Below are 18,251 nucleotides of genomic sequence, written 5' to 3' on the forward strand. Positions count from 1 at the left end.
CATCAGCCAAATCCAGTTCATTGATGTCTTTTTCAATGATGGCTTTGATATTGGCAAACTGTTCCTGCCGGATTTTGTAATCGACAATCAGTTTTCGAAAATATTTGTCTGAGGCGTTAACCGCAAAGGGAGATTGCTTCTGTTCGAGATTGATGAACTGCATGGTTTTCTGCCGCAGTTCAAGACTGTTGTCAATCTTAGCCAGTACCGAGGAGTGCCACGGGTGTTCACTGTAGGCGATACTGATATTGATGACATCTTTGGCGACAAACAGGAATGGATGACCTTCGCCCCGAATGCCCGGCTCAGGGATAAGCCCTTCACTGGCATCTCTGCGGTTAAGGAACATATATTTTTTAAATTTCTCTACCCGCTGTTTTTTGCCGTTAACCTCTTTCTCTGACACGCAGTATTTAAAGATATGCAGATAGCCCCGGGCCTTGCTGCCGCGAGCGGTAAGCGGGTCTTCTTCCTTAATATATATCCAGCCGGGACGCAGAAGGCGGGCGGCATAGCCTTTGGTTTGCTGGAGTGATGAGGAGAACATCAGGGTGTGGATATCCGGGGGTGCTTCCGGTTTTTCCAATTCTTTGCCGAAAAAGTTCACATAAGCATAGCGAACCGGGTAAATCGGTTTAACATCGCAGTCACAGGGCTGAATATAAGTATCTGCTTCAAGATTTTGTGGGAACATTTCGTAAGCTTTTTCTATTAATTTGTCGAAACGTTCCTGAATGTCAGTGGTCATAATATTTCCTTGGTTGTTAATCTAAGGATGTCATGGATACACCGCAGCTACTTTCAATTGTTCAAAAAAAATTCATACAACCAAAAGCTGAGAATATTTTCACTGGTTACAATCCTGAATAAGCTCATTGTTCAGGCGGTGAACTTACGCAAATGATTTAACAGCATTTCAAAAAGCCGTTTGGAGGGATAGGATACAAAAGTATGAGCCGGATATTGCTTGAAACGGGAGAAATCAGAAGGGAAAAATGTGGGTTTTCTCGCGTCAACTCATTCACATTATGTTTTATTTGTAAAAATTTTTCCCTATTGGCGTCTTTAAGATTTCTCATTTCTGCCTCTGTTTTTCACGTTAGAAAGTTAATATAAATTTATATTTATCCCCAATAGATATCAAAGTTGATAGTTTAAGTAAATGTAAATTTTTGCTCAAAACAGTCAATAATATAAATTTTATAAATGTTTAAGTAACATAATTATTTAACTTATTTCAGTAAGTTCTTATTCCAATAACCCCTAATTGCCAGTCTATGCTGGAGAATAAATGATAAACACAGAAATCGGCATGTGAGTAAATGTAGGTAAGTAATAGGTGAGAATAACGCTCTTCGCTCACGCTGAGGGTTGTATTAGGAATGGTTCAAAAAAAACCAGATTTGCTCTATAACGAAAAAATAGTCTAATTGAGATAGTCTCTTAGTTAAATCCGAATAAACCTTTGCAAAAATCCCCTAACTTATTAAGGTAAAGAAAATAAAAATAAAGTATTAATAGGTAAAATCTATTGCAAAGATTAGTATTTTATCCTTTATTGGTGTACGCTAATTCTTTATTCTATATCCAATTTTTACATAAACCTCGCAAAACTACAGGAGTAACTCATGGTTCTGGTAACTCGTCAAGCCCCTGACTTTACAGCAGCAGCGGTCCTCGGCAACGGCGAAATAGTTGGGAATTTCAACCTGAAAAAACACCTGAATGGTAAACCTGCGGTTATCTTTTTCTGGCCAATGGACTTTACTTTCGTATGCCCTTCTGAGCTGATCGCATTTGATCACCGCTACGAAGAGTTCAAAAAACGCGGTGTTGAAGTTATAGGTGTTTCTTTTGATTCTGAATTCGTCCATAACGCATGGCGTAAAACTCCTATCGATCAAGGTGGTATTGGCGAAGTCAAATATGTAATGGTCGCCGATACTAAACGTGACATTCAAAAAGCATACGGTATTGAACATCCAGAAGCGGGTGTCGCTCTGCGCGGTTCTTTCCTGATCGACAAAAACGGCGTAGTTCGTCATCAAGTCGTTAACGATCTGCCGCTGGGCCGTAACATTGACGAAATGCTGCGTATGGTTGACGCACTGCAATTCCACGAAGAGCACGGTGATGTCTGCCCTGCACAGTGGGAAAAAGGTAAAGAAGGCATGAGCGCCTCTCCAGATGGCGTAGCTAAATATCTGTCTCAAAACGCCGCTAAACTATAATCTTAGTTATTACCCATATTCAGACCAGTCGGTTATTCCGGCTGGTTTTTTTATTGCTGAAATTCCTCGTTTTGCCGCCTTGCGCACAAAAACTCCCTCTTCCTGATAACCATCGCCATTTATAATTAAATTTACAATTGTTTAACATTAAAATCAGTGTAAATAAAACAACTTATTACAACTGACACAAATAACCTCACCAAAAGACAGGAGCCCAAAATATGTTGAAAACATGGAAAACACCACTGGCAATCATATCTTTGCTTATCTCATCCCATCTTTATGCCGCTTCGCAACCGGCTGTTGAAGCTAAAAATGGTATGGTCGTTTCAGCCCAACATCTTGCTTCACAAGTTGGTGTCGATATCCTCAAAATGGGTGGAAACGCAGTTGATGCAGCCGTTGCCGTTGGCTATGCCCAAGCCGTTGTTAATCCATGTTGTGGAAATATCGGTGGCGGTGGTTTTATGACAATTCATTTGGCTGATGGTACCAATACTTTTATTAATTTCCGTGAAACCGCGCCAAGTGCAGCAAGTGCCGATATGTATCTGGATAAAGAGGGCAATGTTATTAAGGAAGCCAGTCTATATGGGTACCGTGCTGCCGGTGTGCCCGGAACCGTGATGGGGTTAGACAACGCCCTAAAAAAATATGGCAAATTAAGCCGTAAACAAGTCATGGCGCCTGCAATTAAGCTGGCACGAGAAGGTTTTATACTGACCCGTGCAGACACTGATATTCTGGACACCTCAATCAAACGCTTCCGCAAAGATCCAGAAGCAGCCCGTATCTTCCTACGCAAAGATGGCTCTCCTTATCAACCGGGCGACAGGCTGATACAAACCGATCTGGCGAATACGTTGGAGTTAATTGCCAAAAAAGGGCAGGAAGCGTTCTATCACGGAAATATTCCTAAACTGGTCGCCGAAGCGGCTAAAAAATCCGGTGGTATCATTACCGAAGCTGATTTTGCCAACTATAAAATCTCAGAAACAACCCCCGTCACCTGTCACTATCGCGGTTATAAATTTATCTCTTCACCGCCACCGAGTTCAGGAGGAGTCACCATGTGTGAAATTCTGAATATCTTGGAAGGCTACAATCTTAAGGAAATGGGATTCAACTCGGCTGATTATATTCACACACTGACAGAAGCCATGCGTCATGCTTACATGGACAGAAATACTTACCTTGGTGATCCAGAATTTGTCAAAAATCCCATCGACCGTTTACTGAGTAAGAGTTATGCCGAATCTCTACGTAAAAAAATAGAGCCTGGCAAAGCCACATTATCAGAGAATGTTCAGCCCGGTATTGGCCCCCATGAGAAACCAGAAACCACGCACTATTCTATTGTCGATAAAGAAGGTAATGCGGTTTCAACCACCTATACGATCAACGGGCTTTTTGGCGCTGTCGTTATTGCCCCCGGAACAGGTTTCTTCCTCAATGATGAGATGGATGATTTCACCACTAAAATTGGCGAAAAGAATCTTTATGGTCTCATTCAAGGCGCGACTAACTCTATTGCCCCGGGTAAGCGCCCACTATCCTCAATGAGTCCGACACTTGTCACAAAAGACAACAAAATATTCCTCGTCTTGGGTTCACCCGGCGGCTCCCGTATTATCTCTATCACCCTGCAAACTGCCTTAAACATCATTGAGCACGGAATGCCTCCTCAAGAAGCAGTCAATAGCCCCCGCATTCATCATCAATGGCTACCCGATGAGGTTTATTATGAGCAGCGTGGTATTTCTAAAGACTCGTTAAACTTGCTAGAAAAAATGGGATACAAGATGGTGGAACAGATACCGTGGGGCGCTGCTGAAGTGATTATGGTTGGTTTACCTAAAACCACCAACGCCGCTGCTAATTCTTCCGGCAATGATGCCGCCGTATCTGGTAAAGTTCGTGAGAGCTATTTTTATGGTGCCAATGATGTCCGACGTCCAGCCGGTGCGGCTATTGGTTACTAATGACCAACAACTAAAAAATAGCTAATCTGTGTAGGCAATATCGGGATGGGATATCCTTTTTTCAGGAACCCCATCCCATACTTTCCCTGAATATCTGACGATGGCAAACAGTCAGAGAAACAGACATCTCACTGATGTATTTGAGTCTCGCGGGTACCAGAACGCCCTAAAACACGGTCATAAATACCAGCCATAACTAAAATCAACAGGGATGGCGCTAACCAAGCCAACCCTTGATCCGCCAGTGGTAAATGTGTTGCCCAGTTTGGCAACAAATAAACTAATGCTTCGGACGACTTAATCGCATCCAAAATACCAAACATCAGACTTATTAACATTGCTGGAGCTAGAACACGGGTAAAATTGTGCCACCAGTACAGCGTAAAACTCAACACAATCAAAACGATGCAAGGTGGATAAATAGCTGTCAGTACCGGTATGGAAATCTTAATCAAATGACTCAACCCAAGGTTAGAGGCCAACATGGAGAATCCTCCAAGGATCAAAACCAATGAACGATAAGACAGGGGCAAATAGCGGCTGAAAAACTCAGCACATGCACAGGTTAATCCAACCGCAGTCACCATACAGGCGACAAAAATCAGCACAGCCAGGAAAATACTGCCAATACCACCAAAAGTATGATGAACATAGGCATGCAAAATAACCGCGCCATTTTCTGCATGAGGCACTAATGATCCACTACCAGCGCCTAATCTGAACAGCGATAGATAAACCAGTATCAGGCCGAGACCGGCGATAAAACCTGCCCACATTGCATAACGGGTTAATAATGAAGATGCAGCAACGCCTCTTGAACGCGCAGCGTTAACAATAACAATCCCAAACACCATTGCCGCCAGCGTATCCATCGTCAGATAACCATTGACGAAACCACTGGAGAATGGGATTTTCTGATAAACATCAATCGCTGGAATTGAATTACCGGCTGGCCACAGTAAAGCAGCAACACCAAGTATACCTAGCGCCAACATCTTAATAGGCGCTAACACATGCCCGACAGTATCAAGCAGACGGCCTGGGTAAAGGGAAACCGCCATTACCAGCACAAAATAAATAAGACTGTAGATAAACAGGGGCAACTCGCCGGTACTGGTAAGCGGGGCAATACCTACTTCAAAAGAGACAGTTGCGGTCCGTGGGATAGCAAATAAAGGACCAACAGCCAAATAACAAACTGTCGCCAGCAGCAAACCAGCAACTTTACCAATAGGTGAACTTAGCTCTTCAATACCGCCGCCAACTTTTGCCAATGCGATGATGGTAATGACGGGTAAACCAACCGCAGTAACCAGAAAGCCTAGTGCTGCTAACCAAACATATTCGCCTGATTGTAACCCCACCATAGGAGGAAAAATAATATTTCCCGCCCCCACAAACAGAGCAAAAGTCATAAACCCTAATGCCCAAATATCTTTAGATGATAAACGATGTGTCATAATGATTATTAATATTTTGTTACCATATTTATGGCCTGAATAATATAAATACTGCCAATATCTAAGCCCATATTGACAATATTGACCCCCTAATTTAACGATTTATTATCAAAATAATATTCACCGAAGACAGATTATAGTGGTCATTATAGATAGAATCGCCAACAACTGCCCACAAGTAAAACTTTTATAGCGCCAGAAGGCAATAGATAAACCAAAATGTAGAAGTATATGCCGTACTCTTTTTCAAAACTAGTGATTGCTGTTAGCTATCATTGAATAAACACTATATGATTTGCGTTTTTTTTAACCTGAAAAAATAATAATCAATTGCGAAGATTAATCATTACTGTTAATCAAACTATTCCTATCTCTTTTACTGGTCATTTTGACAGGTACAATCAATCCTGACGGTAAAGTAAAACTAAAGACCGCCCCTTTCCCTATTTCGCTGGAAATTTCAAGATGAGAATGGTGATGATGTAAGGCATGTTTCACAATCGCAAGACCGAGACCACTTCCTCCAGTTTGTCTGGAGCGCGCTTTATCCACCCGATAAAAACGTTCGGTCAAACGAGGTAGATGTTCAGCACTGATGCCTTGCCCATTATCTTTCACGGTAAATTCAGCGCCGTGGGAACTCTTTTTCCAGCTGACATCAATCTGAGTCCCTTTAGGGGTATGGTTAACCGCATTATAAACCAAATTCGACATTGCACTGCGAAGCTGCTCTTCATTGCCGAACACTCTAAGCCCTTCACCAATATCAAAATTAATCTTATAACATTCATTACCCAGTGCTGTAGCTTCCTGACGCAATATTTTAAGCATCAAAGGCACATCAACCACTTCATTCATATCAATCTGGGGAGCGACTTCAATTTTAGACAGTTGCAACAATTGCTTCACCAAACTGTCCAACCTTCGGGTTTGCTCCTGCATCGTATGCAGCGCTTTCTTATTTAGCGGATTATCTTCTGCCTGATCCTGCATCATTTCCAAATAACCCTGCAAGACGGTTAAAGGAGTACGCATTTCATGGCTGACATTGGCAAAAAAGTCACGACGGGCATTTTCCAGTGTTCGCTTCTGAGTCACATCTCTGGCAACCATTAAGAACTGCCCCTCAGTATAAGGCATCACCCGGAACTCAACAGTGAAACCATTATTTAATTCAATGGATAAAGGACGTGAAAAATCTCTGGAAAGGATATATCGGCTAAAATCAGGGTAACGGAGTAAATTAAAAATATGCTGTCCATTGTCTTCAGGCCAACGGAAACCGAGTAAATGTTGCGCCAAGCGGTTACACCAGAAAATATTACCTTCTGTTGTCATCATCACAATGGCGTCGGGCAATGATTCCGCTCCGCTACGGAACCGTTTGATCAACAGCGCCAGTTCACGGCGCCGTTTTCGATTCCGTTGCTGCATCTGGTGAATACCATAGAAAATTGGCTCCCACCCTCCTCTCCCCGACGGCGGCAACATACTGCGATCCAACCATAGCCAATTCGACAGTTTCAGCAAGTTATAGCCATGCCATATCAGCACCAAAAACACCGAAACAAATAAACACCAGGATAAATGACCAATAAATATCGACAGAATTAGCGCAGGCAAACAAAAGAGAAACAGTTCTGAAACCAGTTTCTTCCAGGATAAACGTTCTAACACATTAGATTCTCCGGTACGTGAGCTTAGTAACGGGTAGAAAAACGGTACCCCGTACCACGAACGGTCTGCACCATTTTATCATGGCCGCCAATCTCTAATACTTTACGTAAACGGCGGATATGGACATCAACAGTTCTATCTTCAACATAAACATTTGCGCCCCAAACATAATTAAGCAACTGTTCACGGCTATAGACTCGTTCAGGGTGGGTCATAAAGAAATGCAGTAATTTAAACTCCGTCGGCCCCATATCCAGAGCTTTATCCTGGCTAGTCACCCGATGGGAGGTTGAATCCAAAATCAAGCCATTCATTTCAATAATATCTTCCATGACCATCGGTGAAATACGCCGTAATACCGCTTTAACTCTGGCAACCAGCTCTTTAGGAGAGAAAGGCTTGGTGATATAGTCATCTGCCCCAACTTCGAGGCCACGCACCCGATCTTCCTCTTCACCACGGGCCGTTAGCATCATCACCGGAATATCACGAATATTATTATTCCGTTTCATCTGCTTAATTATCTGCAAACCAGAGCCGCCGGGAAGCATCCAATCCAATAACACTAAATCAGGATATGGCTCAGATAAACATGCCAACGCAGAATCATAATCCTCTGCTTCTATCGGTTGATACCCGTTTTTCTCCAGAACAAAACAGACCATCTCACGAATCGGAGCTTCATCTTCAACTACCAGAATGCGTCTTGCCATGATTAATCCCGTTAATATATTGAGTTGACATCCACTACGCCCTAAAGAACGAGGTTTTACGGCGCACCTGATAACAGCCTAATTTGAAAAAGCATTATGCGTCAGTTTTATGACAAATTTATGAAATCCTGCCTTGGTTATCCTCTATCTGCAATCTATTTCGCAAGAATTAATTTAACAATTGTCATATTTCATAATGAATGCGAAGCCGCTCGGAGATATATTCAAGAGTTCGAATTTAAAAGCGACATTCAGAATACAGCGATTATAATCATGCTTCACTTTAACCAATGACGGCGAAACTATGCGTATTATTCACACTTCGGACTGGCATCTCGGCCAATATTTTTTTACCAAAAGCCGGGCTGCTGAACATCAACATTTTCTGCGTTGGCTGATTAAACAGATCGAACATCACCAAGCCGATGCATTAATTGTTGCCGGAGATGTATTTGATACCGGCTCACCGCCTAGCTACGCCCGTCAGCTCTATAATCGCTTTATCGTTGAACTACAGCCTACCGGTTGCCAGTTAATTATCCTTAGCGGCAACCATGATTCAGTCGCAACATTAAATGAATCAAAAGAACTCCTCTCCTGCCTGAATACCACCGTTATTGCTCATGCAGAAAAAGATCCACAAAAACAGATAAAAGTACTCACCACCAAACAAGGCAATGCCGGAGCAATTCTTTGTGCAACCCCTTTTCTGCGGCCAAGAGATATTATGCTCAGCCAGGCTGGTCAGTCAGGAGAACAAAAACAACTCGTATTACAAGAAGCCATTGCAGAACATTATCATCGACTCTATCAGCAAGCGTGTGAATTGCGTGATGAATTAAATTTGCCTTTACCTATCATTGCCACCGGGCATCTGACGACCATTGGCGCCGCGGTTACAGATTCAGTGCGGGATATTTATATTGGCACCTTGGATGCCTTCCCGGCGCAAGCTTTCCCGCCGGTAGATTATATTGCGCTTGGGCATATTCACCGGCCACAAATCGTGGCTAAATCTGAACATATTCGCTACAGCGGCTCCCCGATTCCTCTTAGTTTCGATGAAGTCGGGCAAGAGAAAAGTGTCTGCTTGGTGGAATTTACCCAAGGCAAACTGGAATCTATTAAGCTTTTACCCATTCCGCAATATCAGCCCATGCAACTTATCAAGGGCAACCTACAACAAATTGAGCAACAGTTACAAACTTTTCATGGCTATCAAGGAGAGCAACCTGTCTGGCTGGATATTGAAGTTGCCACCCAAGATTACCTCCATGATATCCAAAAAAGGGTTCAATCAATGGTTGCAGAACTTCCAGTCGAAGTCATTCTGCTACGGCGCAGTAAAACACAGCAGCAAAATAAGCTAGCGCAAGAAAACCGAGAAACCCTGACAGAACTTAGCGTCAACGAAGTTTTTGCTCGACGGCTTGCCCAATCAGCACTCGAAAATGAAGAACATAAAAAACGTCTGACCACTCTTTTCGAACAAACACTGAACGATATCTATCAGGCTAAAAACAAGGAGGAGCAGGCATGAAAATTTTGAGTCTACGGCTAAAGAACATTAATTCATTACAAGGTGAATGGAAAATTGATTTCACAGCAGAGCCGTTTGCCAGCAGTGGTCTGTTCGCCATAACCGGCCCTACCGGAGCGGGTAAAACTACCTTACTGGACGCGATCTGCCTTGCGCTTTATCACGAAACTCCACGCTTGACGATTTCTACCTCACAAAATGAGCTGATGACCCGACACACCTCGGAATCATTGGCTGAAGTTGAGTTTGAAGTGAAAGGTGTCGCTTACCGTGCTTTCTGGAGCCAACGGCGAGCACGTAATCAACCAAATGGCAATCTGCAATCCCCTAAAGCGGAGCTCGCACTCAGTCACAGCGGTAAAATTCTGGCAGATAAGCCCCAAGATACGAAAGAGAAAATCATTGAAATAACTGGATTAGATTACGACCGTTTCACCAAATCCATGTTGTTATCCCAAGGGGACTTCGCCGCTTTCCTCAATGCCAAACCAAACGAACGGGCTGATTTATTGGAAGAGTTAACCGGCACTGAAATTTACGGCATTCTATCCCAACAAATTTACCAACAACATAAACAAGCACAGTCAGAGCTGGATATTCTGCAAGCCAAAGCATCCGCCATTGATTTACTAACCGCAGAGCAGCATCAACAATATCTGGAACAACAGCAACAACTGACTCATGCGGAATCACAGCTCAATCAGCAGATAAAAACAATGCAACATTCGGCGCAATGGCTGACACGTGAAGAAGAACTTGAGCAACTTGTTACTGAAAACAACGCTTCCCTACAGCAGGCAGAAAAAGCGCTGACTCATGCAACGCCGCAACTGCAAAAACTGGCTAGCAGTGAACCCGCAGAAACAGTGCGCCCATTGCTGGATGATAAAAACAGAATACAATATGAACACCAGAGAATCGGCAAACAGTTGACAGAGATGCGTCAGCAACTTCATCATCAACAACAGACGCTCACGCCGATACAGCAAAACGTGACTCAGGTAGATTCTGCCAAAACAGCACATCAACAACACCGGCAACAACAAGAAAAACTGATAACAGAACAGGTGATCCCATTAGATCATCAAATTGCGGTGCAGACTAAAGAGCTTAATCTTACTCAGCAACAAATCAACGAACAGAAAACCGCGCTTGAAAATCGTTGCCAGCAATATGACACAGCAAATCATCGCGCCCTATCATTCACCAATCAAAGAAAACAACTGGAAAACTATTTCGAACAACAACCTTATCATCAATATTTCGGTGAAAAGCTGGATTTTTGGCAACACCAATTCTCTTGGTGGCAAGAGCAGCAACAACAAATCGATCACCAAATGCAAAGAGTTGGCGAGCTCACCGCCGAAATCGCGCAACTTAACGATAATCTGAACAAACAAGAAGAAGACTTAAAACAACAGATTGAAAATAACCAACCGCTGGAACTGGCATTTGAGCAGGCCAGGCAACTATTTTTTACTCTGCAAAAGCAATATTCACCGGAAAAATTAAAAAAACAATTAACTCAATATCAGGAACAGTTACCGCTGCAATATAAACTGGAAATCCTGTCGCCGCAAATCCTGCAATTACAAGCCGCTATTGCCAGTCATCATATTCGCTTACAACAACCGGAAAAATTATTAAAGGAACTTCCTGTTCAAATTGAAGTCATTAATAAACAACTCTCAGACAAACAGCAACATTTAACCGATCTTACTCAACGTATTCAGTTAGAACAAAAGATTGTCAGTCTGGAAAAAGAGCGGGCACAACTCAAGGAAGGTTCCCCTTGCCCATTGTGCGGCTCTGAACACCATCCTGCAATTCAGGCTTATCAAAATATTGAACTGCCAAAATCAGAACAACGGTTAAAAGATTTACGTCTGCAATTCGACGAGTTACAAGCCACCCAAATATCATTGGTCAATAAAAAAGAGTTCCAACAGCAACAATACGACCATATTTTGCAAGAAATTGCTGATGTTGAACCACGATTGAATGTATTAACTCAACAATGGCAGGAAACTTGCGCAATATTACAGATCGACATTTCTCTTTCAGATAAACCCGCTCTCGAACTATTTGTGCAACAAAATCAATCTGCTCACCAGCTTTGCCAGACTCAATTAACCGAACTTGAACTAGCAGAAAAAACGTACCAGAAAACAGAAAAAACAGTGACCGTTCATCAAGAACGCATTAAAAAAATTGAGCAAGATATTGAAATAAGTAAACATCGATACAACACACAGAAAAAACTCTTATCTGAACGACAACCAGAGATACAACAGCAGCAGCGTAAACTGACTGATGCCATCGAAAAAATGACATCAGAATTACAGCAATATGATTTATCACTGCCAATGCTGAATGAGAGTGAAAACTGGCTGCAACAACGTAGAAAAGAGTGGCAGGTATATCAAAACTGTCATGAAAACTGGCAACAGATCCAAAAAGAAGAGGCGGTTATCCAAAATCAGATTGAATCATTGCATAAACAGAAAGAAGAATATGTATGCCGCTTAAATGGCCTTAACCAAACAGCACAGCAACAGAAACAGCAACTCGCAGAAACACAACAACAGCGCCAACAACTCTTTGGTGAACAATCCGTTACGGAAATTACTCAAGCATTACAACAACAATCTCAAAAGCTGGAGGAAATGCACAAACAGGCATTGTCACATCTGCAACAAGCACAATCCAGTATCAACCAACTAACCGGCGCCATCCATGAGACAGAAAAAAACTGTCATCAATCTGAACAACAAAAACAGCAGGCAGAACAGAACTTCAATGTTGCATTAGCTAAAAGCCCATTTACCGATCAACATGCCCTTGAAACGGCCCTGTTATCGCAAGAACAACGTAAAGAATTGCGACAACTTAAAGAACAACTTGAACAACAGCAGATACAAGCCAACGCCTTATGCCAGAAAGCAGCAGAAGCCCTGCAACAACACCGAAAAAATCGCCCTGAGTTACTTGATCAATATACAAAATCACAATTGGCCGAACAGTTGGACAGCCTTATTGATGAGCTAAAAAGAAACACCTTACAACAAGGAGAACTGAAAAACCTGCTTGGTAATGATGCAATACGCCGTCAACAGCAAAAATCCTTATTGGAAGAGATCAGTCATTGCCGACAAAATTATGATGACTGGAGTTATCTTAATAACCTGATTGGTTCGGCTGATGGCGCTAAATTCCGTCGCTTTGCTCAAGGATTAACACTGGATCATTTGGTTCATCTCGCCAATCAACGGCTGAAAAAGTTGCACGGACGCTACGACTTGCAACGTAAAAATAGTGATGGTCTTGAACTGCAAGTGGTTGATACCTGGCAAGCTGATGCTATTCGCGATACCAAAACGCTTTCTGGTGGTGAAAGTTTTCTGGTCAGCCTTGCTCTGGCTTTAGCGCTATCTGATTTAGTCAGCAATAAAACCAGTATTGATTCACTCTTCCTGGATGAAGGCTTTGGCACACTTGATCAAGAAACCCTTGATATTGCCCTTGACGCACTGGATCATTTAAATGCTTCCGGTAAAACCATTGGTGTTATCAGCCACATTGAAGCCATGAAAGAACGGATACCTGTGCAGATTAAGGTTAAAAAAATTAATGGGCTTGGGATAAGTAAACTCTCACCAGAGTTTCGTTATGATAAACAATAGCGGAAAGCAATAAACAGTATTCCCAAAGTGAATTGAATATTGAATACCGCCATTTTTTTCTCGAAAGGTACTCCCGCCAACATTAAGGCGGGAAGGAAATTTCAACAAGGTATTACTTGCTGGTTTTGAATGTACTGCGTGACTTACTCTCGCCAACATACATCAAGAAGCAAGAACACCCAACGAAATGACAACGCTTAGAGCTGTTTTCTATTCCTCTTTCCCCTAATGTTAAAAGTTCGTTTTACTCACAATTAGCATTCAGGAGGGAGAAGTCCGCAGGTTTTATTAAAGACAATGGGTTTAACAGGTTTAACAGGTTTAACAGGTTTAACAGGTTTAACAGGTTTAACAGGTTTAACAGGTTTAACAGGTTTAACAGGTTTAACAGGTTTAACAGGTTTAACAGGTTTAACAGGTTTAACAGGTTTAACAGGTTAATAAATCATAAGCTGTTGACAACCCTTTTTTAAAAATAAAGTTTCTTTCATCATATAAAATCTCAGGTAACTTATTGTCTATTGATTGACTTTTTCTGATAACGCCTTATTTTCATCATCAATAGTAAAAGGTTTGTTAGATTAATCATCCAGAAAGGTGATAATGGTTAATCGAGTATTTAAGCGAAAGCGAAAACAAAAACAAAAACAAAAACAAAAACAAAAACAAAAACAAAAACAAAAACAAAAACAAAAACAAAAACAAAAACAAAAACAAAAACAAAAACAAAAACAAAAACAAAAACAAAAATAGATTATAAAAATAACAATACCAATATGATACTGTAAATAACCAAATTCGTATTCTGTTAAATCATTTATTTTGAGACTTTATGCCAATTTTTCATGACCAATTATTTAATTACTTTATAAAAAAGTTTACTTTCCGATTGAAAACGTTATTAAATCCAGTCCCTTTAGGAAAACAGATTGTTTGATTAATCTATTCATATTGTTATTTATTTTCCATGATTATATGAGCATTAACAGAGTCAAGTTTTTTCACTGATGATTTTATGATGGACAGGTGTTAAACTGTTATTAAAACGCATTATTTTAACATCGAATTTTAAGCGGCATAAAATATTAAATGGTATTTTTACCACTTTCGACGGCCGCTTTCTGTTAAGTTTAATCATACTCGCTATTCATTTTTATTGATCATAATAATCACTTATCTGTTTAATCATTAATTCTTTTTTATCCATTATTTCCGAATGGGCATTAATACTGACTCTATTTTACCGACAATCTTGAGTGGTTTTAATAAATCGCCACTCTTTATTTTTCTTAATAAATCAGTCAGTAAAATCCTGCTTATATAAATACACCCCTTTATATTTTTTCGGATAATCAACTCATTTTTCAGATTTTAAATCCTACCAAATTAAACGTTACCTAATTTTTCATTACGTTATTTTTATAGCTTGCCTCGTAAAATAACAACGGAAAATCATTTTAATATCTACCTATTAGTTATAAATAGCTTTTCATAATTCTGCCACACATGACTCTCTTCAACCCATTGTTATATATGGGATTATTAGTGATATAAGATGTAGCACTATTTTAGAATCTTATTTATAAAAGTTTTAATAGCCCCGTATTATCACTTTTAAATATTGTATCAGGTTAGATAAACGTAAAATAATCGGAGGATAGTATCGCAGATAAATGTATTAAATATGACAGAGAATCAGCCGTTTTTAGCCACTCTGTATTTTTTAAATCTGGCATTAATGAATGCACCTGTTTTTTTCAATCCTTAGCTAACTAATCACCGATAAAAAGCAGTTTGCAATTATCCAGAAGTGAAAATGCAAGTAAAAAGATAATCTGAACCATGTTAACAAGATGATAAACCAAATCTGTAATCGGTAAATAATTCTATTTTACACCTCGTATTTAACGATGCCATTTTTATTAAACTGATACTTGTTTTTTTCATTTTCACTTTAATAATTCTATGTTCCTTTTTATATCCTTAAAAAACAGAGAGAGTAAATGGTGTGTTACTGGCATTAAAATCAACGCATATTTCTTTAATCATCTTTAATGCTGTCAATCTGGTTAACCTAAAAGGTTATCTGCTTTCTTTAACGATTATCTCTGATTTTCCATAAACTTCTTACGGCCCTGTAAAATAAACTTAAAACCTGATTTTCCTGTTTTTTTCTCTTCCAATGCTAATATAGAATAGAATTTTTATCCGCTTAAAAAGAACCTTTACCACTTATTTTACCTTTGATGGTTAAAGTTTTTACCTATTTTTTCATAATACGTTTGCCACTTTTTTTCTGATTTTAAAACTATACTGACAGACAATTAACGATTTAACGATTTAACGATTTAACGATTTAACGATTTAACGATTTAACGATTTAATTTTAATGGTTTAATAGATTAAAAGCCATGTAATAAGTCACTTACAACTATTTATACCCGTCATCTTTCAAGTTGCCTCTTTGTTGGCTGCACTCACTCACCCCGGTAACAGAGTTATCTATGCTCCTGGGGATTCGCTCCCTTGCCGTCACGATCCATCTTGAAATCCATTGGGTATAGATTAATTTCACAGGTAATAAGGAATATGCAATAGGAATAATAACTACTACAACAGAACGAGTATTTGTTTCCACAAACAACTCACCTAATCGCGCTCCCCATGTTATTAGGGTGTCATTTCGTCTTCTATAAAGTTACTTCAGTATGACCGGTTTCAGCTTCGCCGGGCAAACGTAAAAGTCCCTCGTATAGCTATCATCCTGAATAAGAACAAAAATGCCGATCTTGAACATCGGCATTTTACTGTGAAAGAGGAGAATAATTTAATGCTTTAACGCTTCAATTTTATCCCGGCTCAAGCCGGTACTGGTGACAATAATGTCCAAACTCACGCCATGCCGTAACAAGGCACAAGCCGTTTCCAGTTTACCTTCTTCTCTACCTTCAGCCCGTCCCTCAACTCGGCCTTGTTCGCGCCCTTTTTGTTCAAGCTCTTCTGCAATAGTCATCAACATCGTTTTATGCTCCGGAGATTGTTCAATCAGTTGATGGACAAATTGTGAGAGATCCAGCGTATGTCCATTCAGTAAAATATAGTATAACACCACATTGCGCTGTTCGGCTGTATTATACCCTGCATTCAAGAGTTCCACCAATTGGGGAACCCATTCCAGCATATCCCGGCAGCGGATGTGTTTTTGCACCAGCTCCATCAGGGCAACTCCTTTATGCGTCAGGATTTCTTCATCGCTGAGTACACTGACGTCCACCAACGGAAACGCCTGGCAGTATAAGCGGGCAGCCTGTTCAGGGAACGTAAAACAATCCAGCCACCGGTTTGAGTAAGGATAAGGACGAACCTCACCATGATAAAACAGCAAAGGCACCACCAAAGGGAGTTCAGTATGGCCTTTTTTCAGGTGCGCCGTCATAGCTGACATGGCATAACCCATCAACCGCCAGGCCATCAACGGGTCAGGAGTGGACTGATGCTCAATCAGGCAATAGATATAACCTTGTCCCCGAGCTGTTTCAACCGAGTACAGCACATCACTGTGCAGTTGACGTAAATGCCGGTCCACAAAACTGCCGGGTTCCAGTTTCAATGTGGCTAAATCACACAACGACTGGACCTCTTCCGGCAGATAAAGGGATAAGAATTCCCTGGCCGTTTCAGGCTGCGTTAAAAAATATTTGAATAATACATCATGGTGAGGCCGTTTTTTTTTTCTTTGCCACAATCTGTTTCTCTATTTATCTATTAGTCATCGCCACTTATTGTAAAAGCTATAATCTGGAAAACTCGCAACCAAGTTACAAAAAACATTTTCCCAGATTTTCTCAGGCAAATCTTTACTGAATGCATTAATATAAGCGCCTAAAGAATCAAACACCAGCAGAGAAAAAACGAGGAAACATTATATTTACAACAACTACTCAATGAAAGTTATTGGTAGATTCACATAATAAGTGCAACATCGTTAATCCGGAAGTAAACATACTCGTATTCCCTTAAATCATTTTCTTGGGGTTTTTTATACCTATTTACCATAATAAATTATTTAATTATTTTATAAACAAATTTATTTTTCGATTGAAAATGTTATTAAATCCAGTCCCTTTAGGAAAACAGATTGTCTGATTAATCCATTCATATTGTCATTTATTTACCCTGATTATATGAGCATTAACAGAGTCAAGTTTTTTCATTAATGGCTTTATGATTGGCAGGGTTTAAATTGTTATTAAAACACCTTGTTTTAACATCGGATTTTAATCGGCATAAAATTTAAATGGTATTTTTACCACTTTCGACGTCTGATTTCTGTTAAGTTTAATCATACTCGCTATTCATTTTTACTGATCATAATAATCACTTATCTGTTTAATCATTCATTCTTTTTTATCCATTATTTCCGAATTCGCATTAATACTGACTCTGTTTTACCGACAATATTGAGTGGTTTTAATAAATCGCCACTCTTTATTTTTCTTGATAAATCAGTCAGTCAGTAAAGCCCTGCTTATATAAATACACCCCTTTATATTTTTTCGGATAATCAACTCATTTTTCAGATTTTAAATCCTACCAAATTAAACGTTACCTGATTTTTCATTACGTCATTTTTATATCTTGCCTCGTAAAATAACAACGGAAAATCATTTTAATATCTACCTATTAGTTATATAAAAGTTTTAATAGCCCCGTATTATCACTTTTATATATTGTATCAGGTTAGATAAACGTAAAATAATCGGAGGATAACATTGTCGATAAATGTATTAAATATGACAGAGAATCAGCCGTTTTTAGCCACTCTGTATTTTTTAAATCTGGCATTAATGAATGCACCTGCTTTATCACATACAGATAAAACATATTCAATCTTAGGGCAAGATTTCACTTTATTTATAATTTATCCAGATATCACTTCACTTTTAAAATAACGATCCCCCCCTG

General features: G+C 40.0%; 12 protein-coding genes. 7 read left to right on the forward strand and 5 right to left on the reverse strand.

Annotated features, from left to right (window positions below; translation table 11 throughout):
- Positions 1-748, reverse strand: a 748-nt coding sequence (locus EAE90_RS11180) for a toxin VasX (RefSeq protein ID WP_339921255.1), incomplete at its 3' end; no start/stop codon positions are given.
- 880 nt (positions 749-1,628) lie between these two features.
- On the opposite strand from EAE90_RS11180, the gene EAE90_RS11185 reads away from it, so the two are divergent.
- Positions 1,629-2,231 (forward strand): peroxiredoxin C, encoded by a 603-nt coding sequence (locus EAE90_RS11185; RefSeq protein WP_214053566.1) that lies wholly within the window; start codon positions 1,629-1,631, stop codon positions 2,229-2,231.
- A 221-nt stretch (positions 2,232-2,452) separates the two neighbouring features.
- Entirely contained in the window at positions 2,453-4,213 is a 1,761-nt protein-coding gene (gene ggt, locus EAE90_RS11190; RefSeq protein ID WP_214053567.1) for a gamma-glutamyltransferase, read from the forward strand.
- Between the two features lie 128 nt (positions 4,214-4,341).
- Here ggt and brnQ read toward each other — a convergent pair whose 3' ends face one another.
- The 3 genes from brnQ to phoB all read right to left on the reverse strand — a co-directional run bounded on the left by brnQ (position 4,342) and on the right by phoB (position 8,063).
- Positions 4,342-5,673 (reverse strand): branched-chain amino acid transport system II carrier protein, encoded by a 1,332-nt coding sequence (gene brnQ / locus EAE90_RS11195; protein ID WP_214053568.1) that lies wholly within the window; start codon positions 5,671-5,673, stop codon positions 4,342-4,344.
- Between the two features lie 339 nt (positions 5,674-6,012).
- Positions 6,013-7,350: a phosphate regulon sensor histidine kinase PhoR gene (gene phoR / locus EAE90_RS11200; protein WP_214053569.1), complete on the reverse strand. Its 1,338-nt coding sequence runs from the start codon at positions 7,348-7,350 to the stop codon at positions 6,013-6,015.
- 23 nt (positions 7,351-7,373) lie between these two features.
- A complete protein-coding gene (gene phoB, locus EAE90_RS11205) occupies positions 7,374-8,063 on the reverse strand; it encodes a phosphate regulon transcriptional regulator PhoB (RefSeq protein ID WP_214053570.1) in 690 nt (229 codons plus the stop codon).
- 304 nt (positions 8,064-8,367) lie between these two features.
- Between phoB and sbcD the strand changes: the two genes are divergently transcribed.
- The 4 genes from sbcD (at position 8,368) to EAE90_RS11225 (ending at position 14,039) form a co-directional block, all read left to right on the forward strand.
- On the forward strand, positions 8,368-9,603 hold the full coding sequence (gene sbcD / locus EAE90_RS11210) for an exonuclease subunit SbcD (protein WP_214053571.1): 1,236 nt from the start codon (positions 8,368-8,370) through the stop codon (positions 9,601-9,603).
- Positions 9,600-13,286 (forward strand): AAA family ATPase, encoded by a 3,687-nt coding sequence (locus EAE90_RS11215; protein WP_214053572.1) that lies wholly within the window; start codon positions 9,600-9,602, stop codon positions 13,284-13,286. The genes sbcD and EAE90_RS11215 overlap by 4 nt, the downstream gene beginning before the upstream one ends.
- 297 nt (positions 13,287-13,583) lie before the next feature.
- Positions 13,584-13,727 (forward strand): hypothetical protein, encoded by a 144-nt coding sequence (locus EAE90_RS11220; protein WP_214053573.1) that lies wholly within the window; start codon positions 13,584-13,586, stop codon positions 13,725-13,727.
- A gap of 162 nt (positions 13,728-13,889) precedes the next feature.
- Complete coding sequence (locus EAE90_RS11225) at positions 13,890-14,039, forward strand: hypothetical protein (RefSeq protein WP_214053574.1); 150 nt, start codon at positions 13,890-13,892, stop codon at positions 14,037-14,039.
- Positions 14,040-16,113: 2,074 nt separating this feature from the next.
- Here EAE90_RS11225 and EAE90_RS11230 read toward each other — a convergent pair.
- The gene (locus tag EAE90_RS11230; RefSeq protein ID WP_214053575.1) at positions 16,114-17,031 is read right to left on the reverse strand and encodes an Rpn family recombination-promoting nuclease/putative transposase; all 918 of its coding nucleotides are present in this window, start codon (positions 17,029-17,031) and stop codon (positions 16,114-16,116) included.
- A 1,027-nt stretch (positions 17,032-18,058) separates the two neighbouring features.
- Between EAE90_RS11230 and EAE90_RS11235 the strand changes: the two genes are divergently transcribed.
- Positions 18,059-18,238 carry a hypothetical protein gene (locus tag EAE90_RS11235; RefSeq protein ID WP_214053576.1) on the forward strand — a complete coding sequence of 60 codons (180 nt, stop codon included), beginning with the start codon at positions 18,059-18,061 and terminating at the stop codon, positions 18,236-18,238.
- Positions 18,239-18,251: the final 13 nt, after the last annotated feature.

This window comes from Photorhabdus caribbeanensis (assembly GCF_018448885.1).
GTDB lineage: Bacteria > Pseudomonadota > Gammaproteobacteria > Enterobacterales > Enterobacteriaceae > Photorhabdus > Photorhabdus caribbeanensis.

Coding starts and splice junctions, on each gene's coding strand:
- EAE90_RS11185 (WP_214053566.1), top strand. CDS start 1,629: ATGGTTCTGGTAACTCGTCAAGCCCCTGACTTTACAGCAGCAGCGGTC.
- ggt (WP_214053567.1), top strand. CDS start 2,453: ATGTTGAAAACATGGAAAACACCACTGGCAATCATATCTTTGCTTATC.
- brnQ (WP_214053568.1), bottom strand. CDS start 5,673: ATGACACATCGTTTATCATCTAAAGATATTTGGGCATTAGGGTTTATG.
- phoB (WP_214053570.1), bottom strand. CDS start 8,063: ATGGCAAGACGCATTCTGGTAGTTGAAGATGAAGCTCCGATTCGTGAG.
- sbcD (WP_214053571.1), top strand. CDS start 8,368: ATGCGTATTATTCACACTTCGGACTGGCATCTCGGCCAATATTTTTTT.
- EAE90_RS11215 (WP_214053572.1), top strand. CDS start 9,600: ATGAAAATTTTGAGTCTACGGCTAAAGAACATTAATTCATTACAAGGT.
- EAE90_RS11220 (WP_214053573.1), top strand. CDS start 13,584: ATGGGTTTAACAGGTTTAACAGGTTTAACAGGTTTAACAGGTTTAACA.
- EAE90_RS11225 (WP_214053574.1), top strand. CDS start 13,890: ATGGTTAATCGAGTATTTAAGCGAAAGCGAAAACAAAAACAAAAACAA.